Here is a 23004-nt window from a genome sequence, read left to right as displayed (position 1 = left end):
GACTCTCGTTTCGCGGACGTGACGACCAGCCTGGACGTAGCCAGCGATGAGTTCGGCGCACTTGCATGGGTCCTCGGTCCTGATCGCTGTCTCCGACGAGAGCGACGACCCCGGCGCCCTGACGCCTCGTCGGCGGTGTCAGCCGGCCGAGCGGTTCCGGCGGGCCAGCGGGAGGCGGACGATGAAGGTCGTCCCTGGGTCTCCGGTGGCGAAGGCCTCGATCGTGCCGCGGTGCGCCTGCGCGATGGATCTGGCGATGGTGAGTCCGAGGCCTGAGCCGCGGATCGTCTCCTCGCGCACGTTCCCGGCTCGGTGGAACCGTTCGAAGACCCGGGTGAGTTCGTCCGCCGGGATGCCGATCCCCGTGTCGGTGACGCGGATGATCGCATCCACGCCGTCCGAGCGCACGCTCAGGAAGATCTCGCCGGCGCGGGTGTAGGTCACCGCGTTGTCGAGCATGATCGCGAGCAACTCCCGGAGACGTGCTCGATCGCCGACGAACTGCAGCGTCGGCACGGCAGCGGTGCGCAGCTCCACGCCGTCGGGCAGGCCGAGCCGTCGTCGCTCGTCGGCCGCCTCCAGCACGATGGCGCTGAGGTCGACGGGTTCGTCGGTGATCTCCAGGTGGGGTGCGCTCGCTGCGAGGAACTGTTCAGCCAGACGTCCGAGATGATCGGCGCTCCGGCGGATGACGGCGAGCTGGGCCTGCACCCGGGGTGCGACGTCCGCGTCGTCGTCGAGCATGTCGAGGTACCCGAGGATACTCGTGAGCGGTGTCCGGAGTTCGTGGCTCAGGCTCGTCAGTGACTCGGTGCGCATCCGGACGGCCTCGGTGAGCTCGGTCACGTCCTGCGCGACCAGGAGCGTCCCGTTCGGCCTGCCGTCCGCGTCGCTGACCGTTCGACCGTTCGCGACGAGGGCTCGTTGCCTGCCGGGAGGCCCCACCCAGTAGAGGAAGTCTCGGACGTCCTGTCCGTCGAGGACGCGCAGGACCGGTTGGGCCTCCACCGCCAATGGGGTGACACCGTCCGCCGCCCAGATGAGACGGGCGCCTCCGGTCGACGCGTCGTAGCCGGACAGCGTCGCGAGTTCCACCGCGAGTCGGTTGTTGAGGATCTCGTCGCCGTGTTCGTCGAAGAAGACCAGTCCGACGTTCACCTCGTCGGCCACGGAGCGGAGCATCACGGCCAGCCGGTTCTGCTGCTCCAGGGCTTCGACTTTCGCCTGCCCCTCGGCCCGCACGCTCGCCTGAGCGCGTTCGAACCGTTGCGACTGCAGGCCGACGGCGAGGATGACCAGCACCAGCAACGTGGTGAGCGCGATGAGCTCGCTCACGTCCTGCGTGCTCACGGGGCCCTCGCCGTACAGCAGGCCGGGCAGCCAGATGACGAGCACGCTCCCCACGAGAGCGAGGACGACGCCGAGGCGTCCGAAGCTGTAGGACAGCCAGAGCACGGGGAAGGCGAGCAGTACGATCGAGGCGCCGAGGACGGGGGACACCGCATGGTTCACGAGTCCCACGACGGCGAGGTCTGCGCTGACCAGGGTGAGCACCCACGGGCGGGCGATCCGCTCCCACGGAAGCACGAGCGTGGCGACGAGCGCGAGTCCCATCACGGCCCACGCCAGTTGGAGTTCGGTGACACGGAGGACGGCCGGACTGGTGATGCCGACGATCGCCGTGACGATCCCGACCCCCAGCGCCAGCGGTCCCTGACTCCGGCTCAGCAGGCCGAGCCGCGGGTGGCGCTCGGTGCCTTCGATCCAACGTGGCATCGGGCCTCCCAGGTGTCCCGCCCGGTGTCGAGCAAATTCACTGTATCGCCGCCGCGACCGATGGACGGCACCCGTGATCCGCCTCATCCGACGGGCCAGTCGGCGCGCGCGTCCACCTCGATGGGCGTGTCCGAGTGACCGATGCCTACACTCGTCGCATGGGCTTCGTCCGACGCAGACGCCAGCAGCCATCGACGCCGCCCGCCGCGCCCGATCCCGCGGCGGCCGTCCCAGCCGATCTCGACGACCTCGACGAGCGGGGATGGGACGCCGTCACGCAGGCGGTCTCGCAGCACTACCCCGGGGCCCGTGAATTCCACGTCGCCTACTCGCCCGGCCTGCACTTCGGGTCCGCCCTGCAGGGGTGTTCGGCGCTCCCCGGGCCCGACCACTGGTTCTACGTCACCTACGGGCTCACGGAGCTGTGGGGCAAGGACTCCGACGATCCGACGACCAGTGGCTTCGGATACGAGCTGACCATGCGCGTGCGCCGGTCACCGACCGAGGAGACCCCGCCTGAATGGCCGTACCGTGCGCTCGTCGTGCTGGCGCAGTACGTGCGCAGCGGACCGCAGGAGCTGTGGTTGGGGGATCGCATCCGACTCGCGAACGGCGTGACCGACGACCCCGACGGTGCCCTCACCACCCTCGCCGTCAGGCTCGACCCGGTGGTCGAACCCATCGAAACGCCGAACGGCCGGGTCTCCTTCTGGCAGGCCGTCGCGCTGACCGACACCGATGTCGAGGAGGCGAAGCGGTCGACGACGGACGAGGTGCTGGAGCGTCTCGCGACGGACAACCCGCTGCTGATCACCGACCCGGAGCGCCGCTGAGTCGTCGGGCGAACCTTGTCAGTCGAACCGCGTCAGGCGAAGCGCGTCGGGCGCGATCGCTCGTCGTCCACGACGGTGAGGGCGAGTTCGCAGAACATCGATTCGGCCCAGGAGAACCAGGGGCGTGAGAAGACGGCGGGATCATCGACGTCGATGCTCTCGTGCACGCGGCCCGTCCCGGCATCCGTGTCGGCGATCATGCGCAGCAGACGGCGACGGTCGGCCGGGGTGCCCACCAGTCCTTCGACGGCGAGTGCGATGGGCCAGACCCGCCGATCACGGGTGTGCGGACTGCCGACGCCGCGCAACACCGAGCCCTCGAACCAGTACGGGTTCGCCGGACTCAGCACGACGTCACGTGTGGTCGCCCAGACGGCCGGATCGAGGACGGTCGGTGCGATCAGGGGGAGCGAGAGCAACGACGGCGTGTTCGCGTCGTCCATGATGAGGCTGCCCCCGAGCCCGTCGACCTCGTAGGCGTAGATCGGGACCCCGTCCGGGCCGGGAACGATCCCGTGCGCCCGGACGCCGGCGACGAGTTCGGCGGACAGGGCGCGGGCATCCTCGGCCAATGGCATGTCCTGGAGCACCTCGGTCGCGATCTCGGCGAGCGCGAGCAGCGCTTCCGCGGCGAACAGGTTGGCCGGGATGTTGAACCCGAACGTGCACGCGTCGTCGGACGGGCGGAATCCGCTCCAGGTCATGCCGGTGTGCGCGACCGCGGAACCCCGGCCGCCACGCGGCAGTGTCTCGGTGGGGATGGTGGTCGTCCGTTCGAACCGGTACGGAGACGTCTCGTGCTGTTGCTCGGCGCGGAGCTGATCGACGATGGTCCGCAGCACGCCGGGCGTCGGGGCGTCGAGCAGGAATCCGGTCCGTCCGGTCCGGCGCCACAACGCGTGAGCGAGGGTGACCGGGTAGGCGAGACTGTCGACCTCGTACTTCTGCTCCCAGACCTCGGGATCCTCGCACACGTCTGCGGGATCGTAGCGGGCACCCGTCGGTCCGTCGTTGAACGCGTTCGCGTACGGGTCGTGGGCGATGAACCCGAACTGCCGGCGGACCACCTGCTCCACGAGGTCGGCCAATTGCCCACTGCGTTCGACGAACCGCAGATACGGGGTGAGCTGGGTCGTCGAGTCGCGGAGCCACATCGCCGGGATGTCGCCCGTGATGACGAACACCCGTCCCGCCGGATCGACGCCGACGGTCTCGGTGAGCGTGGCGAGCAGCGCACGGCCGACCAGGTCGCCGATCCGGCCGTCGGTCGACCGTCGCACCGCCTCGGCGGCGTCGGCGAGCAGCTCCCGGGTGCGGGCGTCCGGTGCGAAGGCGGTCAGTGTTCCCACCCGGTGCCTCCTTCCTCATCGGTGATCCGCACGACGAGGGCGTCGGACGGAGGGTCGTGGCTCGGGGCCGTCCAGGCGACCACCTCCGCGGGAGCGGGTACCGGACGACCATCCGCCCAGGAGCCGAGTCCATCGAGACCGAGGGTGAACGCGACCGCGGCCGTCGACCGGGCAGCGACCTCGACCCGTTCGACCGCGAGCACACTGCGCCGGCGCGGACGGAGGCCGAGCTCATGGCGGCGGCCGTAGAGCGGCACCGGCAGGGAGACAGCCCGATCGGTGTCGTTGACGAGGTCGGCGGTCAGCGTGACCGTGCCTCCCTCGCGCAGCGCCTCCGCGGTGAGCGTCGCTTCGACGGGACGCAGCCGGACCGACACGGCGGAGGCGCCACTGCCGAACAGTCCGCCCACGGGATGGCGGGCGTCGACGTAGCCGCGGGCCGTCTCTCGACGCTCGTCGTGCGCGACGGGCCACACGCCGTCGGTCGAGGGGAAGGTCGCCGGGAGCAACCCGCCACCGACGCCGGTCGCGAGGACGTCGACGATCGCCGCACCACCGTTCGGGCCGGGGAACGGGGCGACGATCAGTGCGTCGGCCAGCGCGACGAGTGGCTCGAGCGGGCGCGGGCGGCCGTCGATCAGCACCGCGATCACGACGGGGACGGCTGCCCGAGCGGCTCGGAGGAGGTCGAGTTGCGACTCGGGTAAAGCGAGGCGCGAGAGGTCGACACCCTCGCCGTTGGTGGTGTCGGGAGCGGGGCCGTCGACGGCGCCGTTGTCGGCGAACTCGTCGTCGTAGCGTCGTCGACTCGTCCCACCCAACACGACGACCGCGGCGTCCGCGCCGGACAGCGCCGCCTCCATCTGCTCCGCGGCGTCACCCGGAAGGCGGGAACGGTGCGAGGCACCCTGCGCGTATCGCACGTGGCCCGTACCGTGGCGTGCCTCGAGTGCGGATCGCACCGTGGAGGCCTGCGTGTCGTCGTCCGGCCGCGGCGGCGTGTAGTCACCGAGCTGGGCTTCGAGATCGTCGGCGTTCGGGCCGATCACGGCGACGACCGCGGACGCGGAGAGCGGGAGGACGCCATCGTCCTGCACGAGGACGCAGGACTGCACCGCCGCGCGGTGCGCGAGTTCGAGGAACTCCCTCGGAGAGCGATCTTCGGCCGGACCTGTGACGGCGTGCTCCTGCTGCGCTTCCTCGAGCAGGCCGACACGCCACTTCAGCGCGAGGACCCGGTCGGCGGCACGGGTCACGAGCGTCTGATCGAGAAGTCCGCGTTCGACCGCCTCCTCCACATGCGTGAAGGCCTCGTCCCACAGGCTCAGATCGACCCCCGCTGTGATGGCGAGTGCCGCGGCGCTCGCCGGGTCGGGCGTACTGTCGCGCAACCGGTCCACCGCCGTGCCGTCGGCCATGACGATGCCCTCCCATCCCCAGTCCTCGCGGAGGACCCCGGTGAGGAGGTCCGCGTTGGCACTGCACGGGACACCGTCGATGTCGTTGTACGCCGCCATGAACCCGGACACGCCGGCCCGAGCAGCGACGTACGCCGGCCGCAGATGGATCTCACCGAGCTCGCGGCGTCCGATCGGAGCACCGGATCCGTTCCGGCCGCCGATGCCGGCACCCTGCCCGGCGAGGTGCTTCGCGACCACGGCGATGCGGTCGTGGGCGAGCCGCCCGTGCGGGTTCCGCCCCTGCATGCCCCGCACGGTCGCCTCCACGAGCAGCGCCGCCAGCGCCGGATCCTCGCTGAAGCACTCCTCCGCACGACCCCAGCGCGGATCACGCAGCACGTCGAGCCCGGAGACGAGCGCCACGTGCGTGCCTCGCGCCCGGGCCTCGGCGGCCACCTCTGCGCCGAGGCCTTCGACGAGGTCGACGTCCATCCCGGCACCGAGTGCGAGGTTCACCGGGAGCGTGGTGCCGCCGAGCGCCATGAGGCCGTGCGGGACCTCCTCGACGAAGAGCGTCGGGAGGCCGGACCCGCGGGTTCGGACGACCTCCTGCACCGCCGCGTAGGCCTCGGCGCTCCGTGCGGGTGGGACGCCGTTCTCCCAGCGCACCTGCGACCACGGGTCGGCGCGCAGGACGCCGTAGATCGCGCCGATCCCACCCCACCGGTCGACCTCGCGCCGGAGCACGTCGGTGACGCGCGGGGCGCCGTCGACCCATTCGACGGCCTCCCACCCCTTGAGACGCTGGTTGATCTGGCCGATCCGCTCGCGCAGGCTCAGCTCGGCCGACGACCGCGTCATCCCTTGACCGCTCCCGACACCAGCGCCTTCTGCATCTGCTTCTGGAGGACCGTGTAGACGAGGTAGACCGGAAGCAGGGTGAGCAGGGTTCCGGCCATGAGGACACCGTAGTCGGTGCCGGCGTCGACCTTGAGCGTCGGCAACGCGACCTGGATCGTGCGTTGGGCGGTGTCGGGGCCGATGAGGATCAGCGGATAGAGGTAGGCGTTCCAGAACGACAGAAAGTTCAGCAGGAGCACCGTGGCGATGCCGGGGATGCAGATCGGGAGGTACACCTGACGCAGGACCTGCAGGGTGGATGCGCCGTCCATGGACGCGGCCTCCTCGAGTTCGCGCGGGATGGTCCGCATGAACGCGGTGAGGATCACGATCGCCAGCGGGAGCGCGGTGGCCGGGAGCAGCAGCACGACGAAGGTGCGGGTGTGGAACAGCCCGACGGCGGCGGCGAGGAGGAACGTCGGGAACAACGCCGCGAAGGCGGGGATCAGGAAGCCGAGGTTGAAGACGTTCTCGATGACCTTCCCGAACCGGCCCTGCGCCCGTGCGAGCGCGAACGCCGCGGGGAGGGCGAGCAGCAGGGTGAGCACGAGTGCACTGACCGTGGTGAGCGCCGAGTTCGCGATCGCGAGCCCGAGGTCCGCCTGCCGGAACGCGGTGGCGAAGTTCGAGAGGTCCCACGACGTCGGCAGCGCCAGCGGCGACTCGAAGATCTCCTCGTTCGTCTTGAAGGACGACGAGATGAAGTAGTAGAAGGGGATGAGCAGGATCGCCGCGTACAGCCAGGCGAGGGTGCCGCTCGTGAGGGACCCCAACCGATCACGGAGGGGGAGGACGGTGCGTGATGCCATGAGAGTCTCCTTGATCCGATCAGTGGGTGGCGCGCAGGGTCCGGCGGATCAGCCACATGCCGAGCAGCCCGAGGACGAACAGGACCACACCGACCGCCTGGCTGTAGCCGAGGTCCGTCTCGACGAACGCCTTGCTGTAGATGAGGTACGACAGCGTCATGGTCGAGGTGCCGGGACCGCCCTGGGTGAGGAGGAGGACCGTCTGCGCCGAGTTGAACAGCAGCGACAGGAACTGGAGCATGGTGACCACGCCGATGAAGTCGCGGGCGATGGGCCAGTACATGCGCCAGGCGATGCGCCAGTCGGAGGCGCCGTCCACGCGGGCCGCCTGCACGATCTCCGTGTCGACGCCGTCGAGACGGGCGGCGATGAGCACGGCCGAGTAGCCGATGCCGCTCCACAGCTCCACGGCGATGATGGCGCCGAGCGCGGTCGACGGGTCGGCCAGCCAGGCGTTGCCCGCCAGGCCGAGCGGCGCGAGCAGGCCGTTGACGAGTCCGTCCGGGTTGAGCATGGCGTAGAACACCATGGCCGTCGCCGGCGCCGAGATCAGCGCGGGGATGAACAGGATGTACCGCAGGACGCGGTGCCCACGGGGCTTCTGGACGACGTAGAAGGCGAGGAGGAAGGCCAGCACGATCATGATCGGGAGTCCGACGACGATCTGGACGGCGGAGTTGCCGAGGGCGGCCCAGAAGGTGGCGTCCGCGAAGACGACGCTGAAGTTGTCCAGGCCCGCGAACGACGGGGTTTCGAGCATCCCCGGCCAGCGTAGGAAGGCGATCACGAAGATCGCGACGACCGGCCCGATCATGAAGACCGCGTACCAGACGAGCGCCGGGAGGGCGAGGCCGGGGAAGCGCTCCCGGAGCGGAGAGCGACGCGGACGAGCGCCAGGTGGTCGGGCGGAGACGGGTCGTCCCGTCGTGGGGGTGACTTCGAGCACGGTCATGATGTCCTTTCGGGCCCTCAGGCCGCGTCGTAGGCCTGCTCGAACCGGTCGATGATCTGGTCGGCGCTCGCGGAGCCGTAGGCCATCGCGGTCACCCGGATCATCGGTTCGAAGACCGCATCGGGGATGAGCAGATCGGGCAGCATGACCGGGGTCACCTGGTCGGTGGTGAGCTGCGAGGCCTGCGCGACGAGGGGGAAGTCGGTGCTCACGACGTCCGTGATCCGGTTCATGTCGCGACCGGAGCCGAGGATGAACTCGCTCGTGACCTCGGGGGAGTAGAGGTTCTGGATGAAGGGCTTCAGCAGCTCGAGCTTCTCCGCGCCGTTCGCGCTGATCCAGATGCCGTGTCCGTTGTAGCTCTGGATGACGGTCGGATGGTCGACGACGCCTCCCTGCGAGGGTGTCGGCCACCCGCCGACGGTCACCTCGGCCGCACGCTCCGCGGGGACGAGGGCGAGGGCGGACGACATCGCCGGCACGATCGCGGCCTTCCGGGTGTTGAACTGCGTGAGTTCCGAGTCGGAGGTGTACCCCTGCACGTTGTCGACGAACACGCCGGCATCCCGCAGTTCGACGAAGTGCTCGACGCCGGCGACGGCTCCGGGGAACTCGGAGAGCTTGCCGGTGGAGAACGCTCGGGTGGCCTCGTCCTTCGTGAGGAAGCCCTGCAGGATCTGCAGGAACAGCTTCTGCCCGCTCCAGTCCGATCCTCCGACGGTGACCGGCCCGATGCCCTTCGACCGCAGGGCGTCGGCGACGAGGATGAGTTCGTCGGACGTCGTCGGCACGTCGACGCCCGCCTCCGCGAGCAGGCCGGTGTTGAACGACACCGGCCAGTTGGTCCGGGTGAAGGGGAACGCGCGGAGGTGTCCGTCCTCGTCGGTCCACTCCTCGAGGGCCTCCGGGATGATCTTGTCGCGGAGGCCCCAGTCGTCCAGCAGATCCTCCACCGGGATCGTGGCGCCGAGCCGGGTCCAGGAGAGCGTGCGTCCCTGCAGGTTCACCATGGCGATGTCCGCCTCCTTGCCAGCGAGCGAGCTCGTCTCGAAGACGATGGGGAGGTCGGAGCCGTTCTTCAGGAGGGCGACGGCGCGGTCGGTCGCTCGGGAGTAGGCGGCCACGACGTCGGAGAAGACCTGCGCTCCCGAGACGGCTCCGCTCAACTGCGTGTGCACCGAGATCGACCCGGGGATGCCGGACGCTGGAACGAGGGGGCCGCATCCCGTGAGCAGGGGGATCATCACCCCGCCCCCGATCACCGTGCCGAGGAACGTACGTCTGCTGATGCCATCGGTCATGAGACCTCCTGAGAGCTGCGGTGCGTCGGGATGGGACGTGATCGTGTTCTCCGCGTGGCGCTTGTGTAGCGGTACACATCAACGTGCGGTCAATGTATACCGCTTTACAAGATCCGGTCAAGCCCCTACTCTCGGACACGATGAACGACAAGAAACCGGCTCGCGCGACCATCGCCGCCGTCGCCGCCCGCGCGGGGGTCTCCCCGTCGGCGGTGTCGCACGTGTTCAACGGACGACCGAACGTGTCCACGGCCACGGCGGACCGCATCCGCCGCGCGGCCGACGAACTGCACTGGCGGCCGAACTACGCCAGTCGCAAGGTCAGCGGCCGCGGCGGGCGCAGTCTCGGCCTCGTCGTGACGCGTTCCGGCGACACGTTCGAGCGCGACCCCTTCTTCATGCGGCTGATCGCCGGTCTCACCGAGCCCCTCGCAGCCATCGGTTGGTCGTTGTCGCTCACGCTCGTGCGGGACACCGACGAGGAGCGCGTGTACCGCGAGTGGTGGAGCGAGCAGCGGGTGGACGCGTTCCTGCTCGTCGACGTCCGCGACGACGACCCCCGGATCCTGCAGGTGCGTGAGCTGGGGGCGCCGGCCGTCCTCCTCGGTGCGCCGGTGGACGATCTCGTGCCGGCCGTCACGGTGCACGACGATGCGGCCTACGAGGAGGTGCTGGAGCATCTCGCCGCACTCGGTCACCGCGCGATCTCCCGCGTGAGCGATTCTCCGGGCCTCGTCCACTCCAGGGAACGAGACCGTCGCTTCGTGGAGGCCGCGGAACGTCGGGGTATGACGCCGACGGTGCTGCACTGGGAACCGTCCGCCGAGGATCCCGTCGCCGACGTGCTGCGGCGCTCCGGCCCGGCCACGGCACTGCTCGTCGACAGCGAGGCGATGGCTGCCGAGATCATCGCGCACGCGCCGGAGCTGGGCGTCCGGGTCCCCGAGCAGCTCTCCGTCATCGCCTGGGAGGACTCGTGGGTGTCGACCCTCGTGCGCCCCCGCATCACCGCGCTCGACGCTCCCGTCGAGGAGAGCGCGAGGACGGCGGTGAAACTGCTCGAGCGGCTCGTGAACGGCGAGCGGGTCGCCTCGCAGACCGTCTCGGCGCGACGACTCATCGTGCGGGAATCCACCGCACGGGCGCAGGCCCCGGACCAGACCCCCATCGAGAAGGACGAGTGACACCGTGACCGACCACACTCCGCGCTTCGGAGCGAACTACACACCCTCCAAGGACTGGATGTTCCAGTGGATGGGCATCGACGCCGACGTCGTCCGCAGGGACTTCGAGGCCTTGGCCGGTCTCGGTCTCGACCACGTCAGGGTGTTCCCGCTCTGGCCGGTGCTGCAACCGAACCGGACGCTCATCCGACGCCAGGCACTGGACGACGTCTCGCTCGTGGCCGACCTCGCCGCCGAGTTCGGACTCGACATCGCCGTCGACGTCATCCAGGGGCACATGTCCGGGTTCGACTTCGTCCCGGCCTGGCTCGTCAACTGGCACGACGGCAACATGTTCGTCGACGAAGCCGCCGTCGACGCGCAGGCCGCGCTCGTGTCCGCCGTCTACGACGCCGTGCGGGACCGCCCGAACCTCATCGGCCTGACCCTCGGCAACGAGCTCAACCAGTTCCAGCCACCGAATCCGGCCGCGATGCCCGCTGACAGCGATCAGGTCGCGCACTGGTTGACCAGACTCCTGGAGGCGCCGGTCGACCCTGATCCCCGGCACCTGCTCACGCACAGCGAGAACGATCACCTCTGGTATCGGGACGGGCATCCGTTCCTCCCGGTGCACGCCTCGCGGCTCGGCGACATCACGACCGTGCACTCCTGGATCTTCAACGGGACGGCGAAGCGCTACGGCGGGCTGTCCACGCAATCCGTCCGCCACGCCGAGTGGATGATCGAGCTGTCGAAGGCGTTCGCGACCGACTCGGGGCGTCAGGTGTGGCTGCAGGAGGTCGGTGCTCCGTCGATGAACCTGGCGGACACCGAGATGCCGGAGTTCGCGGCCCGGACGGTGGAGGCCGCGCTCTCCTCGCCCGGTCTGTACGGGATCACCTGGTGGTGCTCGCACGACGTGTCCCGGTCGCTCGGCGACTACAAGGACCTCGAGTACTCGCTCGGCCTGCTCGACGTGGACAACGCGGTCAAGCCGCTCGGCCATCGCTTCGCCGAGCTCGTCGCGGACGCGCGCGGCAGCGCGAGGGACCGGGTGCTCGCACGCACGGTCGGCGTCGTCGTCGATGTGGACGAGCACGACCTCCCGATCGCTCGGGCCGACCTCGCACCGGGTGGCATCGTGTTCGAGCGTTGGCACGAGCTGCGTGAACAGGGCGAGGCAGTCACCGTCGTGACGTCTCGGACCGCGGCGGATCCGGCTTCGCTGGCGAAGCGTGGCATCACCGACGTGCACGCCGTCCCCAGCGCGGGATCGGTTCGATGACGGAGTCCGACGACCGCCGTGCGGTCGTCGGGAAGGTCGGCTGACGGGCCTCAGCCGCGATCGCTCGCCAGCAGGCCGAAGACGACCGTGTCGGTCCACTCGCCCTTGTTCCACCAGTCCTGCCGGAGGTGGGTCTCGCGCCGCATGCCGACCCGCTCGGCGAGCCGCGCCGATGCGGTGTTCCGGCCGTCCATCTGCGCGGCGACCCGGTGCATCCCCGGCGTGCTGAACGCGAGGTCGAGGACCGCGCCGACGGCCTCGCTCGCGAACCCCTTGCCGCCGTGTGCCGGGTCGAGGACCCAACCGATCTCGGCGACGCCCCGCTCGTGGTCGGTGTACCAGAGCAGGACCTCGCCCACCGGCGCACCCTCGTGCTCGACGATGAGCGCGAGCGCACGCGACGGGCTGTCCAGGCCGGTGCGCTTGAGCCGCTCGGCGCTCTTCGTCCGCGCGACCTCCTCCGTCCACGGCTCGTCGAGGAGGTAGGTGGCGACGTCCGGCCGTCCGTAGACCGCGAGCAACCAGGCCACGTCCGACGGTTCGTGCGGGCGGAGGACGAGTCGATCGGTGGACAGCGGGTAGGTCGTGGGAAGGGAGGTGCTCACGTCGATCAACGATACGAGATGGCGCTCCGCACCGCGCAGCGGGCTTTCCGGACCGCCCGCGGGTACGGCAACATGGATGGCGCCGACTCGCAGATCGTTGAAGGGGACCTCGTTCATGACCGCACCGCACCGCAGCCGACCCGCCCTCGTCTGGGGCTCCGGCCTCCTCGCCGCCGGACTCCTCGCCGGATGCTCGGCACCGTCCAGCGGGGACCAGGACTCCGCGGCGCCGTCGTCGACCCCCACCGCCACGGCGACCGCCGATGCCGCGGACGGGCCCGCCGACTACACCGCGTTCTGCGCGGCCAACCGCGCGGCGGCGACCGCGAAGTCGGGCACCGTCGGCGAGGACCTCGAAGCCGTGCAGGCGCAGGTCACGACGATCCGCGACCTCCTGCCGCTGGACGACGTGAGCGCCGAGGTCGCAGCCGGCGCGGAGGTCTTCGCGACCTCCGCTGAGGAGACCGCCGCGATCCTCGCCGAGTTCCCGGCCGACAGCCTCGTCTCCGACGTCGGACTCGACCCGAGGTTCACCGAGTCGCAGGCCGTGCAGAGCGCCGCAACCGACCCGGACTACCAGGCGTTCATCGCCTGGACCATCCAGACCTGCGGTTTCGACACCGAGTGACCGCTCTGCCGGCCGTCACCGCGTCTGGGCGATGATCGCCTCCGCGACCGTCTGTGCACCGTCGCCGGAACTCACGGCGTAGAACGTCTCACCGACGGTGAGGTAGAGCGGCGACCGCGGACCGTCCATGCGGCGCGCGACGAACGCCGACTCGCCGTCGACCGCGCCCTCGAGGATGACCGGCTCGAGGGCCGCCGCCATGTCGGGCTGGGCTGCCAGCTCGTCGATGATCGTCACGCCGTCGCGCACGACCAGGACGTCGGTGTACCCGAAACCCTCAGCGAAGAGTTCGCAGCTGAACGCACCGACGCGGGCGCTCGCGGCATCCTCCAGATCGCCGATCGGCTGGGCCCGTGGGTCGATGACGGTGTAGGTGGTGGTGGCCTCGCCGTACTGCAGTGCTGAGACGATCCCGGCCTCGTCCAGCCCGCCGTCGCAGCTCGCGTCGCCCTCGCGTGGCGCGAGCGCAGGCCAGGCGAGCTGAGCCTCGGAGGCGGGCTCCACCGTCGAGAAGGTGGTCTCCGCCGCCGAGGCGAGGTTGTCGAGGACCTCGCCCGACGGCGTGCCGTCGAACCGGCTGCCGGTCGAGGTCAGCCCGGAGGCGGTGATCGACAGCTCGACCCAGGCCGAGCCGACGGGAGCGGACACGCGCCATCCGGTCTCGCCCGACGAGGTGGTCGCCTCGACACCGGCGATCGTCCTCGTGTCTTCGGACGGTGTGTCGCCGGCGTAGGGCGGTGCCCAGTCGTCGGCAGCGCCCGGCAGGATCTCGATCGAGAGGTAGGCCCAGTCGCCCGCTCCATCGCCGATCATCTGCTGTCCGGCGCCCACCCGCCAGGAGCAGGCGAGCCCGCCGGCCGCCGTCAGGACGGCCAGATCCACGGCGTCGGACGGCTGCACGGCCTCGACGACGTCAGCCGGTTCAGCGGCGAGGACGCCGGCGACGGTGTCGAGCGATGCGAGGTCGCTGCACGCGAGGAGGTCGGTCGACTCCGGGGTGCTCGGTGCGGCTGAGGTCGGCGACGCGTCCGGCGTCGCGGATGACGCGCACGCCGATGCCGACAGCGCCACCATCACGGCGAGTCCCGCACTGATCCCGACCGAACGCATCCCCGCACCCCTGATCCCCATGCGCCGAGACTATCGGTGGCGCGCGTCGTCCGCTTCCGAGGGAGGATGGAACCGGCGTCGTGTGGATGCCATCACCGAACCGAGGAGTTCTCCGTGACCACGGCCCGTCGCGCCCTGATCCTGATCGACGTCCAGCAGGAGTACTACGCCGGTCCGCTCGCGATCCAGTACCCGCCGCGCGACGAGTCGATCCTGCGGATCGCGGACGCCATCGACGCGGCGACGACGGCCGGAGTCCCCGTCGTGGTCGTCCAGCACTCATCCGGCAGCGGGGCCCCGGTCTTCGATCCGGACACGAGTGCGTTCGAGCTGCACCCCGAGGTCGCCCGCCGGGTGCAGCCGTCCTGGAAGGGCGTCGTGAAGCAGTACGGTTCGGTCTTCGCCGGGACCGAGCTCGAGGCGTGGCTGCGCGAGCAGGGCGTCGGCACCATCACGCTCGTCGGGTACATGACCAACAACTGCGTCATCGCCTCGGCAGCAGGCGCCGAAGAACTCGGTATCGACGTCGAGGTGCTCTCCGACGCGACCGGAGCCATCAACCTCGAGAACGCGGCCGGGTCCGTCGACGCGAAGACGGTGCACACGACCCTCATGGCGCTGCTGGATTCGAACTTCGCCGCTGTGGCGACGACGGCGTCCTGGACGCAGGCCCTCACGGACGGCACGGCGTTGCCGAAGGACGACCTGGTGTCCTCCGCCACGCGCGCCGCCGGTCGCGACTAGCCTCCCGCCGCCGATCAGTCGGTGACGGCGACGTCCCGGAGGTCGAGGTGCTCGCTGACGAAGTCGGTGGGGAAGCCGGTGACGCCGTCGCGCACGACGGTGAGGGTGATCCCGGTGTAGAGCCAGTCCGCGGCGTGGTCCTTCGAGACCAGCGCGGCGGCTTCGCGGAGTCGTTCGTCGGCGACCTTCGGGTCGATCGCGGCCTTCGCCTCGGCGACCAACGACTGCACCGCCGGGTTGTCGTAGCCGAAGTAGTAGTCCGGGTCCGCCCAGTGCCGGAAGTCGCGTGCCTCGACATGGTTCACGAGACTGAGGTCGTAGTCGTGGTTGGTGTAGACGTCGTTCAACCAGGTGGGGAACTCGACGCTGTCGACCGTGAGGGTGACGCCGACGGCCTTGAACTGCGACACCAGGACGTTGGTCGCGGCGGTGCCGTAGTGGTTCGGGACGGTGAGCGTGAGCGCGAGGTCCTCCTGGCCGGCCTGCGCGAGGAGCGCCTTCGCCGCGTCCGGGTCGTAGCCCACGACGTCACTGAGGTCCTCGTAGCCGGGGTCGAGCTCCGGGATCGGTCCGTACTGCAGGGCCGCGGCGCCACCGACCGCTTCGACGATGGCGGCGTGGTCGATCGCCGTCCGGAGGGCCTGGCGGACGAGGGGGTCGTTCAGGGGCGCGCGCTGGTTGTTGAAGGCGAGGGTGTACTTGTCGGTGGTCTTCCCCTCGACGATCGTCAGGCCGTCGGCACGCTCGACCTGGTCCCGCAGGTTCGCGTCGAGACCGATCTGCACGTCGACCTCGCCCGCGAGGGTCGCGTTGACGGCCGAGGACGCGTCGGGGATGTAGCTGAAGACGACCTCCTGGACCTTCGGAGCGTCGCCCCAGTAGTCGTCGTTCCGCTCGACGGTGATGCTGTCGCCCTGCTTCCACGATGTGAGCGTGAACGGCCCGGTGCCGTTCGCCGTCGTCGACAGGTCGTTGTCCGCCCCGGCCTGGAGGACGAGCCCCGCACGACCCGTCAGTGCCCACAGCAGGTCGGAGTCGGGGGAGCTGAGCTGCAGCCGGACGGTGCGCTCGTCGACCGCCGTGATGCTCTGGAGCCGCTCCAGGTCGAGGTGGTCGACGAACGCCTCGTTCTGCTGGACCTGCGAGAGCGAGTCGACCACATCGGCGGTGGTGAGCGGAGCGCCGTCGTGGAAGGTCACGCCGTCACGGAGGACGAAGGTGTAGGTGAGCCCGTCGGCGCTGACCTCGTGGCGCTCGGCGAGGGTGTCGACGATCTCGTTGTCCGTCGTGCGCGAGACCAGCCCCTGGTAGACGTTGTCGATGAGGACCTGCTCGAGTGCGACGCCGGAGGTCGTGCGGATGTTCAGGTCCGAGGGCTCGAGGACGAGGCCCACGCGGAGTGTCGCGTCGGTGTCCGCGGTCGGCGTCGTCGCCGGGCCGGCGCAGCCCGTGAGGACGAGGAGGGAACCGGTGGCCGCGATCACGGCGGTGAGCAGGTGACGACGCAGTCGATGACGGGGCATGGGGAACATTCTCGCGGATCCCGGCACCGGTCCGAGCCGGTCGGCCCGAGCCGGGTCAGTCCGAGGCGTCGTCCGACAGCGAGCCGCTGATGACCGCGAGCGTCGCCGACTGGGCGCGCTGCGCACGATCGCCCCGTCGGCCCACGAGCAGGCCGACCACGGATTCCGTCACGAGCATGATGGCCGCCCGGGAGGTGTGCACGAGTTCGTCCCGGAAGGTCGCGTCGATGGGAGCGACCACGAGCGCGACATCGGCGAGTTCGGCGACGGCCGAGCGCGGGAAGGAGGTGATCGCGAGGACGGTCGCGCCACTCGCCCGAGCTGCCGCGGCCACGTCGACGGACGCCCGGTTCGCGCCCGAGCCCGACAGGACCAGACACGCCGCGCCCGGGCCGAGGTGGGTGGCCGCGATCTGCTGCCCGAGCGTGTCGGGCAGGTACTCGGCCGGCCGGCCGGCCGAGATGAGCCGCATCGCCAGATCGGAACCGAGCGGTGAGGAGAGGCCGTTCGCCGCGATGAGCAGTCTCGGCGCCTCGTCGAGCACGCGGACGAACTGTTCGAGCGTCTCCTCCGTCATCGCCGACGTCGTCTGGCCGAGGCGACCGGCGAAGTGGTCGATGGCCCCGCGGAGGGTGCCGAGCATCGTGTCGTCGCCGTCGTCGCGGGCGGTCGGTGTCCCGAGCGCGACCTCGCGGGTGAGGGCGACCCGCAGCTGCGGGTAGCCCTCGTACCCGAGCGACTGCGCGGTGCGGATGACCGTGGCGCGGCCGACACCGGCGAGGTCGGCGACCTCCTGGGCGGTGCGCTCGATGCTCGCCTCGATGTCCTCGGCCACCGTCTCGGCCACCCGGCGTTCGCTGGGCTGGAGCGACGGCGCGAGCATCGCGATCCTGGCCGTCGGCGGGGCGTCAGCGGACCCTGTCCACATTGCGGCTCCTCGTCGTGCGGGCGGGAAGGGCGGTACGGGTGGTACGGGCGATGCCGGGGCCCCGGGTGATCCTGCGTCGGATGGCTCCCGAGATCGCGTCCATCGTCATGGTCACGACGACCACCACGATCAGCAGCATCCCGACTGTATCCCACTGGCGATAGTTGGTGTAGTTCGCCAGCATGCTGCCGATCCCGCCTGCGCCGACGAGCCCGAGGACCGCCGAGGTGCGGATGTTGATCTCGAACCGGTAGAGCGCGAGTGACAGCAGTGCCGGGGCGGCGGCGGGCCAGAGCGCCCAGCGCGTCACCTCGGCGGTACCGCCTCCGGCAGCGCGGACGGCCTCCGAGGCGCCCTCCTGCACGGACTCGATCGTCTCGTAGACCCATTTCCCCTGGGTGCCGATGCCGGCGATCCCGAGCGCCAGCGCGCCCGTGAACGGGGTGAGTCCGGTGATCGTGAGCAGGATGAGGGCGATGATCACCTCCGGGACCGCGCGGATGACGGCGAACACCCCACGCAGCGGCAGCCGCAGCCAGACCGGACCGACCGACCCGGCGGCGAGCATGCCGAGCGGGATCGAGACGAGGACGCAGAGGATCGCGCCGATCCAGGCCATCGAGATCGACCGCCACATCTCGGTGAGGGCCCGCGGGAGCTTCTCCCAGTTCGGGCTCTCGAACATGAGCCCGCCGAAGTGCACGAGCTGCGCCGGGACGGTCCCGAGGTCGCGCCAGTCGATCGGCAAGCCGGCGGTCGCGGCGATGACGACGATCCCGACGGCGACGGCCGCGAGGGTCGGGACGAGCCGCGAGGGACGGCGGGGGAGCACGGTGCTCGGATCGGTCGCGGTCATACGAGTCGCCTCCGCAACAGGTTGGACGCGACCTCGATGAGGACGACCACGACGAGGATCTCGAGGACGATGACCGAGACGTCGTCGTAGGCGTAGAACGCCCGCCGCTCGTCGAGCAGCCGACCGATGCCGCCGGCGCCCACGATGCCGAGGATGGCGGAGATGCGGACGTTGAGCTCCAGGGTGTACAGCCACTGGTTCGCGAACAACGGCCAGACCTGCGGGAGGACGGTGACGCGGTTGATCTGCGTCTGCGTCCCACCGGCGGCCTTGCCGGCCTCGATGTACGGGTGGTCGGCGGAGTCGATCGCCTCGGAGACGAGTTTGACGATGATGCCGAGGTCGAAGAGGAAGAGCGTCAGGAGGCCGGGCAGCGCACCGACGCCGACCATGGCGACGAGGATGGTCGCGTAGACGAGGTCGGGCACCGCTCGGACGACGTTGACGATCGCGCGCAGGATGCGACGCGACAGGCCGTTCGGGTTCGTCGGGGCCGCCGCCCACAGCGTCAGCGGAACGGACAGCAGCGCAGCGGCCACCGCACCCACGAGCGCCATCTGCAGCGTCTCGAGCATCGGTTGCACCGTCCGTGGCAGGAAGGCGAAGTCGGGTTGGAAGAGCTGGAGGAGCAGACCGGAGCCGTTGTCCCAGTGGGAGATGAGCGCGCCGAAGTCGAGCTGTACGCCGCCGATCGCCGGGAGGCAGGTGGCGATCGTGAACGCGGCCACGGCCCCGATGATGAGCGCGGTCCGCAGCCGGGTGCTCGGCCGGGGCGGCAGCTGCCAGTCGGTCCCGGGCGGCAGCTGCACGTCGGTCCCGGTCGCCGTCATCGGTCCAGCCGATCGTCGGGCTGGATGGGGCGACCGTAGATCCGCTCGAAGTCCGCCTCGGTCGCATCGGCTGCGGAGCCGTCATAGACGAGTTCGCCGTCGCGGAGCCCGATCATGCGGGTCGTGTAGGTGCGAGCGAGGTCCATGAGGTGGATGTTCACGAGCACCGTGAGACCCGTCTCGGTGTTCACCCGGCGCAGGTCGTTCATCACCGTGTGCGCGGTCGGCGGGTCGAGACTCGCGACGGGCTCGTCGGCGAGCATGACGCTCGGCTGCTGCGTGAGGGCGCGGGCGATCGCGACGCGCTGTTTCTGCCCGCCGGAGAGTTGCGCCGCGCGGGTCCAGACCTTGTCGAGCATGCCGACCGACTGGAGCGAGCGCAGGGCGAGCTCCCGGTCGGCGGCGGTCGTCAGGCCGAGGAGGTTCCGGTACGTCGGGGTGCCGGCGAACCTGCCGACGAGCACGTTGCGGTACACGCTCGTCCGGTCGGCCAGGTTGAAGCCCTGGAAGATCATGCCGACGTGCCCGCGCAGCCGACGGAGCTGCCTACCGCGCAGACCGGTGACGGTGTGCGGCCCGACGGCGACGGTCCCGCTCGTCGCCGGCACGAGGCCGTTGATCGTGCGGATGAGCGTCGACTTGCCGGAGCCGGAGAGCCCCACGACGGAGACCATCTCCCCGGCGGCGATGTCGAGAGAGACGTTGCGGAGCGCCTTCGTGCCGTTCGGGTAGGTGACCGAGACGTCGTCGAGACGGATGGACCACGACGCGGAGGCCGCGAGCTGGGCTCGGGCCTCCGCGCGATGCTGATCAGTGTTCATGCACCGGATTCCTGGAGAGGGTCGATCGGTTGGAGCGGGTCAGTTCGAGAACTGGTCGAGGATCTCGCCGTAGCGGGTGATCTCGTCCGGTGCGGTCTTGTCGGTCCAGCCGGAGAGGCCGACGAGGTCGAACATGACCTGCTTCGCCGCATCGGAGGAGTCCGCGTAGCCCGCCATGAGCGTGGTGAGCTGCTTCGTGAGGTCGGCCGGGAGCGACTTCGAGACCGCGACGCCGCCGTTGGGGATCATCTCGGTATAGGCGAACGCGACGACCTTGTCGGCGACGTCGGGCGCCTCCTTGAGGACGGTCGTGCGCGCGTCCCAGTAGCCGAACGAGACCTCGGCGTCGCCGTTGTAGACGGAGAGGACCGCGTTGTTGTTGCCCTCGACCGGCACCTGGGTGATGTCGGCGTCGGTGTCGATGCCGGCGTCACGCATGGCGACCACGGGGTACTGGTACCCGGCGGGCGAGGTCGCGGCCTGCAGGGCGACCTTGGTGCCCTTCGAGATCTTGTCGAGGGCCTTGAGCGCGGCCGGCCCGGAGCCGGTCGCAGCGTCGGCGCCGGGCTCGATGCCGTTGCAGTACGAGAGCGGGGTGTCGCTTGCTGCGTAGGTGACCATGACCGGAGCCTCGGCGCAGTACTTGTCGGGGTTGTTCGTGTAGGCGACCGACGCGTACGAGGTGGCGCCGAAGCGGACGTCGCGCAGGACGAGGTTCGCGTCGTAGCGCTCGGTCGCGTTGTAGAGCGAGCCGGCGTCGGTGATGATGACCTGTGCCTGGTCGCTGCCGAGGGCCTCGACGGTCGCGGCGTAGTCGGTCGCGACGACGCCGTTGACCTCGATGCCGAGGTTCTCCGAGAGGTAGCTGGTGAGCGGGTCGAGTGCTTCGGCGAGGTCCTCGCCCTCCACCGACGGCACGAGCGAGATGGTGATGGAGTCGGGCCAGGACGCCGTGCCTGTGGCCGACGGGGAGGAGGCGGCGGGGCTGCAGCCGGCGAGGGCGAGGGCGGCGACGGCCGCGACGCCGGTGAGGAGCAGGGTCTTGCGCATGTTCGGGATGCCTTTCGAGGGTGGAGGGTGATCAGGAGGCGGACGGAGCGGGAGTGGAAATCGGGGAGGCGTCGGGGAGGCGCGATGCGGCTGCGGCCCACGCGATGATCTGGTCGTACAGGTCGGCGAGCGAGCGCCCACGCATCGTGGCGGTGGCCGTCGAGCGCTCGAAGGTCGCGCCGACGAGGGCGGTGTCGGCGCCCAGTTCGGCGGCGGGAGCGAGGTCGTTCTCGACGATGTCGCCGACGGCGAGGACGGGGCCGGCGGCGAGCGCCTCGCGGATGAGCGGGACGAGGCCTGCCGGCTTCCCGACGGTGAAGTGCACGGCGTCGAACGCTTCGGCGACGCCCCAGGACTGGAGGAGGGCCGTGATGCCGTCGCCGGGGGCGTTCGTGGCCAGGACGAGTCGGGCGTGGGCGCCCAGCGTCTCGAGGAATGCGGGCAGGCCCTCGGGGGAGTCGACCGCCGCCTCGCTCGAGCCGAGCAGAGCGCGCGAGTCGTCGTAGGACGCGCCGATGACGTCGGCACCGACGCCGGCTTCGCGGGCGATCCGGGTCACGGCGTCGTAGCCGTCGCGGGCGTCGGTCTCGCCGTTCGAGAACGCGGCGAGGGCGGCCTCGGCGCGCATCGCGAACTCGGAATCGCCGGTGCGCTCGGCGATGGCGCGGGCGAAGGCCGTGATCGGCCCGTCGCCGAGGGCGAGGGTGCCGTCGAAATCGAAGAGGATGGTGGGGGCCACAGGCGCTCCTTCTGAGCGTTTCGTTCACGCGGCCGCTCCTGCGGACGCTGCGTCCATCATGGATGGCGAGTGTGGACGCAATCACCATGGCGGGTGAACGGCGGGTGAATTTACCGACACACGAGCCGCCTATGCTGTGGTGCTGTGATGATGACGGAGCTCGCGCGGCGAGCAGAGACCGAACCCTCGACCGTGCTCGAGGAGCACTCCTGGTTGGGTGCGGCGATCGACGACGACGCGGCTGCCCGCCGGTTCGCCTCGTGGGGTGCGTCGACCGTCATCGACGAGCACACGGGCGGGCCCGTGATCCCTCGTGTGCTCTTCGAGGCGCTCCATGCGCGCGCCGGCCTCACCGCGGCCTGGCCGGTCGGGAACGCCGGGCTTCTCCACGTCTACGGCTACCTGCTCTCGTCGGTCCCGACGCCGTACGGGTTGAAGCGCGACCGCTGGCTGGACGGAGCGCTCGCGCGCGCGTTCGGGCTCCCCGACGATGAGTTCGTCCCGTGGGCCCGTGCGTCGTCCCTGCTGTCGCGGGTGACGGCGGCCGCGCAGGACCTGCTCGCACGACCGGTACGGACTGCCGACGGCCCGTCCGGTCGGATGCGTCTGGCGCTCGGCGACCCGACGGACACCGATGCCGTCGCGCTCGTGTACGGCATCGACGAGCACCTGATCACGACGTTCCCGGTCGCCTCCGGAGCAGCGGTGCTGGAGGAGTGGGACGCCGACCCCGACCGTCCCCGGTGGAACGCTGCTGTCGAACGTTGATCCGGATCAGGCGTCGGAGGATCCTCGGCGGGCGTCGCCGCGACGCACGGATCGCACGCCGGAACGGCGGAGGCGCCCGGCGACGAGACCGGCCAGCTCCATGGCGAGGACGTAGCTCACGACGCGGACCGCGAGCAGCACGATGACGAGCGCCGGCGAGATGAGGTCGGGTGAGATCACCGCGAAGGACAGTGCCCAGATCGCGACGCCGCCGACCGCCGCCGCAAGCCAGGTCGTCACGCGGGCGGGGTGACGGCGGCGCGCGAGCACCAGGTCGATCGCCGCTGCCGGAACGACGAGCGCGACGATGATCGCGGGGCCGAGGGCCGTGACGGGCAGTGCGAGGAGCCCGGTGACGGCTGCAGTGAGCACCGTCGCACCGGGGACGCCCGTCCAGCGCCTGGCGAGCATCGGCATCACCATCGTGACGGCGGCGATCGCGGCGTAGAGCACCGGGTTGAGCACCGCGGCGGTCGACGTCAGCGGGCTGACGAGGAAGAGGATGACGGCACCGACGGCGCCGAAGGCCGCACAGCGCAGCAGGGTCGTGGTGGTCGCGGATCTCATGGCCTCAACAGGGTAGTGGTGGTGGAAGTACGACGGGCGGGCCGAGCCCGAAGGCTCGACCCGC

General features: G+C 70.3%; 22 protein-coding genes. 6 read left to right on the top strand and 16 right to left on the bottom strand.

Annotated elements, in window-relative coordinates; translation table 11 throughout:
- Nucleotides 1-138 precede the first annotated feature (138 nt).
- Nucleotides 139-1776, bottom strand: coding sequence for a PAS domain-containing sensor histidine kinase (locus BWO91_RS14055; protein WP_167620487.1), 1638 nt, complete (start codon nucleotides 1774-1776; stop codon nucleotides 139-141).
- 158 nt (nucleotides 1777-1934) lie between these two features.
- Between BWO91_RS14055 and BWO91_RS14050 the strand changes: the two genes are divergently transcribed.
- On the top strand, nucleotides 1935-2609 hold the full coding sequence (locus BWO91_RS14050; protein ID WP_079002977.1) for a suppressor of fused domain protein: 675 nt from the start codon (nucleotides 1935-1937) through the stop codon (nucleotides 2607-2609).
- Nucleotides 2610-2641: 32 nt separating this feature from the next.
- Here the strand turns inward: BWO91_RS14050 and BWO91_RS14045 are convergent, their stop codons facing one another.
- The 5 genes from BWO91_RS14045 to BWO91_RS14025 are packed head-to-tail and all read right to left on the bottom strand — an operon-like array spanning nucleotide 2642 to nucleotide 9320.
- A complete protein-coding gene (locus tag BWO91_RS14045) occupies nucleotides 2642-3958 on the bottom strand; it encodes a glycoside hydrolase family 125 protein (RefSeq protein WP_240555513.1) in 1317 nt (438 codons plus the stop codon).
- Entirely contained in the window at nucleotides 3946-6219 is a 2274-nt protein-coding gene (locus BWO91_RS14040) for a glycoside hydrolase family 3 N-terminal domain-containing protein (RefSeq protein WP_079002976.1), read from the bottom strand. Before BWO91_RS14040 ends, BWO91_RS14045 begins: the two co-directional genes overlap by 13 nt.
- Nucleotides 6216-7067: a carbohydrate ABC transporter permease gene (locus tag BWO91_RS14035; protein WP_079002975.1), complete on the bottom strand. Its 852-nt coding sequence runs from the start codon at nucleotides 7065-7067 to the stop codon at nucleotides 6216-6218. Before BWO91_RS14035 ends, BWO91_RS14040 begins: the two co-directional genes overlap by 4 nt.
- A 19-nt stretch (nucleotides 7068-7086) precedes the next feature.
- Nucleotides 7087-8019, bottom strand: coding sequence for a carbohydrate ABC transporter permease (locus tag BWO91_RS14030; protein WP_079002974.1), 933 nt, complete (start codon nucleotides 8017-8019; stop codon nucleotides 7087-7089).
- Nucleotides 8020-8036: 17 nt separating this feature from the next.
- Nucleotides 8037-9320: an ABC transporter substrate-binding protein gene (locus tag BWO91_RS14025; RefSeq protein ID WP_079002973.1), complete on the bottom strand. Its 1284-nt coding sequence runs from the start codon at nucleotides 9318-9320 to the stop codon at nucleotides 8037-8039.
- Between the two features lie 140 nt (nucleotides 9321-9460).
- Between BWO91_RS14025 and BWO91_RS14020 the strand changes: the two genes are divergently transcribed.
- Entirely contained in the window at nucleotides 9461-10504 is a 1044-nt protein-coding gene (locus tag BWO91_RS14020) for a LacI family DNA-binding transcriptional regulator (RefSeq protein WP_071259110.1), read from the top strand.
- A 4-nt stretch (nucleotides 10505-10508) separates the two neighbouring features.
- Nucleotides 10509-11771: a glycoside hydrolase 5 family protein gene (locus BWO91_RS14015; RefSeq protein ID WP_240555512.1), complete on the top strand. Its 1263-nt coding sequence runs from the start codon at nucleotides 10509-10511 to the stop codon at nucleotides 11769-11771.
- A gap of 50 nt (nucleotides 11772-11821) precedes the next feature.
- On the opposite strand, the gene BWO91_RS14010 is transcribed toward BWO91_RS14015, so the two are convergent.
- Nucleotides 11822-12376: a GNAT family N-acetyltransferase gene (locus BWO91_RS14010; RefSeq protein WP_240555510.1), complete on the bottom strand. Its 555-nt coding sequence runs from the start codon at nucleotides 12374-12376 to the stop codon at nucleotides 11822-11824.
- Nucleotides 12377-12491: 115 nt separating this feature from the next.
- Here BWO91_RS14010 and BWO91_RS14005 point away from each other — a divergent pair, with 115 nt between their 5' ends.
- Complete coding sequence (locus tag BWO91_RS14005; RefSeq protein WP_079002971.1) at nucleotides 12492-13004, top strand: hypothetical protein; 513 nt, start codon at nucleotides 12492-12494, stop codon at nucleotides 13002-13004.
- A gap of 15 nt (nucleotides 13005-13019) precedes the next feature.
- On the opposite strand, the gene BWO91_RS14000 is transcribed toward BWO91_RS14005, so the two are convergent.
- On the bottom strand, nucleotides 13020-14135 hold the full coding sequence (locus tag BWO91_RS14000; protein ID WP_205847528.1) for a hypothetical protein: 1116 nt from the start codon (nucleotides 14133-14135) through the stop codon (nucleotides 13020-13022).
- Between the two features lie 93 nt (nucleotides 14136-14228).
- Between BWO91_RS14000 and BWO91_RS13995 the strand changes: the two genes are divergently transcribed.
- Complete coding sequence (locus BWO91_RS13995; RefSeq protein WP_079002969.1) at nucleotides 14229-14858, top strand: isochorismatase family protein; 630 nt, start codon at nucleotides 14229-14231, stop codon at nucleotides 14856-14858.
- Between the two features lie 14 nt (nucleotides 14859-14872).
- Here BWO91_RS13995 and BWO91_RS13990 read toward each other — a convergent pair whose 3' ends face one another.
- Genes BWO91_RS13990 through BWO91_RS13960 form a run of 7 tightly spaced genes read right to left on the bottom strand, consistent with a single transcriptional unit; the run spans nucleotide 14873 to nucleotide 21605 of the window.
- Entirely contained in the window at nucleotides 14873-16381 is a 1509-nt protein-coding gene (locus tag BWO91_RS13990; protein WP_153303468.1) for an ABC transporter substrate-binding protein, read from the bottom strand.
- Nucleotides 16382-16436: 55 nt separating this feature from the next.
- Nucleotides 16437-17309, bottom strand: coding sequence for a MurR/RpiR family transcriptional regulator (locus tag BWO91_RS13985; RefSeq protein ID WP_079002967.1), 873 nt, complete (start codon nucleotides 17307-17309; stop codon nucleotides 16437-16439).
- Complete coding sequence (gene phnE / locus BWO91_RS13980; protein ID WP_079002966.1) at nucleotides 17290-18165, bottom strand: phosphonate ABC transporter, permease protein PhnE; 876 nt, start codon at nucleotides 18163-18165, stop codon at nucleotides 17290-17292. The genes BWO91_RS13985 and phnE (BWO91_RS13980) overlap by 20 nt, the downstream gene beginning before the upstream one ends.
- Nucleotides 18162-18995: a phosphonate ABC transporter, permease protein PhnE gene (gene phnE, locus BWO91_RS13975; RefSeq protein WP_079002965.1), complete on the bottom strand. Its 834-nt coding sequence runs from the start codon at nucleotides 18993-18995 to the stop codon at nucleotides 18162-18164. Before phnE (BWO91_RS13975) ends, phnE (BWO91_RS13980) begins: the two co-directional genes overlap by 4 nt.
- Nucleotides 18992-19816 (bottom strand): phosphonate ABC transporter ATP-binding protein, encoded by an 825-nt coding sequence (gene phnC, locus BWO91_RS13970; protein WP_071259130.1) that lies wholly within the window; start codon nucleotides 19814-19816, stop codon nucleotides 18992-18994. The genes phnE (BWO91_RS13975) and phnC overlap by 4 nt, the downstream gene beginning before the upstream one ends.
- Before the next feature lie 39 nt (nucleotides 19817-19855).
- Nucleotides 19856-20866, bottom strand: a complete 1011-nt coding sequence (phnD, locus tag BWO91_RS13965; protein WP_079002964.1) for a phosphate/phosphite/phosphonate ABC transporter substrate-binding protein — start codon at nucleotides 20864-20866, stop codon at nucleotides 19856-19858.
- Nucleotides 20867-20897: 31 nt separating this feature from the next.
- Nucleotides 20898-21605: an HAD family hydrolase gene (locus tag BWO91_RS13960; protein ID WP_079002963.1), complete on the bottom strand. Its 708-nt coding sequence runs from the start codon at nucleotides 21603-21605 to the stop codon at nucleotides 20898-20900.
- A 147-nt stretch (nucleotides 21606-21752) separates the two neighbouring features.
- On the opposite strand from BWO91_RS13960, the gene BWO91_RS13955 reads away from it, so the two are divergent.
- Nucleotides 21753-22373, top strand: a complete 621-nt coding sequence (locus tag BWO91_RS13955) for an amino acid deaminase (RefSeq protein ID WP_205847527.1) — start codon at nucleotides 21753-21755, stop codon at nucleotides 22371-22373.
- Nucleotides 22374-22379: 6 nt separating this feature from the next.
- Here BWO91_RS13955 and BWO91_RS13950 read toward each other — a convergent pair whose 3' ends face one another.
- Nucleotides 22380-22940: a hypothetical protein gene (locus tag BWO91_RS13950; RefSeq protein ID WP_079002962.1), complete on the bottom strand. Its 561-nt coding sequence runs from the start codon at nucleotides 22938-22940 to the stop codon at nucleotides 22380-22382.
- Nucleotides 22941-23004: the final 64 nt, after the last annotated feature.

This window comes from Plantibacter flavus, assembly GCF_002024505.1.
GTDB classification, from domain to species: Bacteria; Actinomycetota; Actinomycetes; order Actinomycetales; family Microbacteriaceae; genus Plantibacter; species Plantibacter flavus_A.
Note: the sequence above shows the minus strand (reverse complement) of the source record. Positions and strands in the feature narration are given on the sequence as shown.

Excerpts from the sequence above, each read along its gene's own strand:
- BWO91_RS14020 (WP_071259110.1), top strand. The coding sequence starts at position 9,461 with ATGAACGACAAGAAACCGGCTCGCGCGACCATCGCCGCCGTCGCCGCC.
- BWO91_RS13955 (WP_205847527.1), top strand. The coding sequence starts at position 21,753 with ATGATGACGGAGCTCGCGCGGCGAGCAGAGACCGAACCCTCGACCGTG.
- phnE (WP_079002966.1), bottom strand. The coding sequence starts at position 18,165 with ATGACCGCGACCGATCCGAGCACCGTGCTCCCCCGCCGTCCCTCGCGG.
- phnE (WP_079002965.1), bottom strand. The coding sequence starts at position 18,995 with ATGACGGCGACCGGGACCGACGTGCAGCTGCCGCCCGGGACCGACTGG.
- BWO91_RS14025 (WP_079002973.1), bottom strand. The coding sequence starts at position 9,320 with ATGACCGATGGCATCAGCAGACGTACGTTCCTCGGCACGGTGATCGGG.
- BWO91_RS13985 (WP_079002967.1), bottom strand. The coding sequence starts at position 17,309 with ATGTGGACAGGGTCCGCTGACGCCCCGCCGACGGCCAGGATCGCGATG.
- phnC (WP_071259130.1), bottom strand. The coding sequence starts at position 19,816 with ATGAACACTGATCAGCATCGCGCGGAGGCCCGAGCCCAGCTCGCGGCC.
- BWO91_RS14040 (WP_079002976.1), bottom strand. The coding sequence starts at position 6,219 with ATGACGCGGTCGTCGGCCGAGCTGAGCCTGCGCGAGCGGATCGGCCAG.
- BWO91_RS14005 (WP_079002971.1), top strand. The coding sequence starts at position 12,492 with ATGACCGCACCGCACCGCAGCCGACCCGCCCTCGTCTGGGGCTCCGGC.
- BWO91_RS14035 (WP_079002975.1), bottom strand. The coding sequence starts at position 7,067 with ATGGCATCACGCACCGTCCTCCCCCTCCGTGATCGGTTGGGGTCCCTC.
- BWO91_RS13950 (WP_079002962.1), bottom strand. The coding sequence starts at position 22,940 with ATGAGATCCGCGACCACCACGACCCTGCTGCGCTGTGCGGCCTTCGGC.
- BWO91_RS14055 (WP_167620487.1), bottom strand. The coding sequence starts at position 1,776 with ATGCCACGTTGGATCGAAGGCACCGAGCGCCACCCGCGGCTCGGCCTG.
- phnD (WP_079002964.1), bottom strand. The coding sequence starts at position 20,866 with ATGCGCAAGACCCTGCTCCTCACCGGCGTCGCGGCCGTCGCCGCCCTC.
- BWO91_RS14000 (WP_205847528.1), bottom strand. The coding sequence starts at position 14,135 with ATGGGGATCAGGGGTGCGGGGATGCGTTCGGTCGGGATCAGTGCGGGA.
- BWO91_RS13990 (WP_153303468.1), bottom strand. The coding sequence starts at position 16,381 with ATGCCCCGTCATCGACTGCGTCGTCACCTGCTCACCGCCGTGATCGCG.
- BWO91_RS14030 (WP_079002974.1), bottom strand. The coding sequence starts at position 8,019 with ATGACCGTGCTCGAAGTCACCCCCACGACGGGACGACCCGTCTCCGCC.
- BWO91_RS14050 (WP_079002977.1), top strand. The coding sequence starts at position 1,935 with ATGGGCTTCGTCCGACGCAGACGCCAGCAGCCATCGACGCCGCCCGCC.